The sequence below is a fragment of the Alcanivorax sp. HI0083 genome (genome assembly GCF_001635175.1).
Genome location: NZ_LWFX01000204.1, coordinates 1 through 834, shown reverse-complemented (window position 1 = coordinate 834; position 834 = coordinate 1). Strand labels below are relative to the sequence as shown.

Sequence of the window (834 nt, the reverse complement as noted above, 5' to 3'; positions counted from 1 at the left end):
TGGACAGAATCTCATCCTCAATCTGGGCGTAGTAAACTGACACTTCCCAGTGCCATTCGTTGGATTGCCCCAAAGGGGCCGCGCCACGGGTACCGATTTCCCCAACCACGCCCTGCATGGCATCCAGGGTTTCCTCGCTGGCATCAGCGTCGTCTTCCAGTTCGTATAAAGTCGGCGCTTCATAAAGCTTGCTGACATTGGCAAACAACTCACTGCGGTCCGCAACCTGATAAATCACCCCCAGGCGCGGGTTGATGGATTCATAGTCATCTTTCGGGTTACGTTCCGCACCGGACGATACCGTCACATTATCCACTTCGCGGGTACCAGTAACCGCCTGAGCTCCGTAAACCAGCGTCCAGCGATCGGCAAAATGCCAGCGATCCATGGCGAACACTTCCAGGTTATCGGCCTTGTTATCCACCTTGGTGGAAAGCGCCCCACGGATGCCACCGCTGTGCTGATAATTGCCACCCTTTACCCAGGTTTGTCCGTAATTCAGCCCCAGCAACAGGTCATGGTTACCCAGCTGTTTGTCATAACGCACGGTGGTGCCGAAGGTGGTCTGATCGGTATCGATCAACAGGCTGAAGAAGGGGTTCTGGACAATGGGGTGGTAGAGCGACTGGTCCTCAAAGGAAAAGCCCACCACCAGGCGGCTGGTATCACTCAGGGCCCACTCGGTGCGGTTGGCCGCGCGCCATTTCTCCACGTTATAGAGGAAGTTGCCCGTCACGTTATCCGGGTTGGCCTGATAGGGGTCATCATCGAACTGGTCCTGCCTGAGCGCGCCGGCCAATTCCTGATCATTGTCCACGTAGGTGAAATAGAAGC

At 55.9% G+C, this 834-nt stretch carries 1 protein-coding gene; it reads right to left on the bottom strand.

All coding sequences use genetic code 11. From position 1 onward, the window contains the following. Positions 1–834 (bottom strand): TonB-dependent receptor (locus A3754_RS27010; RefSeq protein ID WP_197468386.1); only part of this gene is annotated, 834 nt, incomplete at both ends.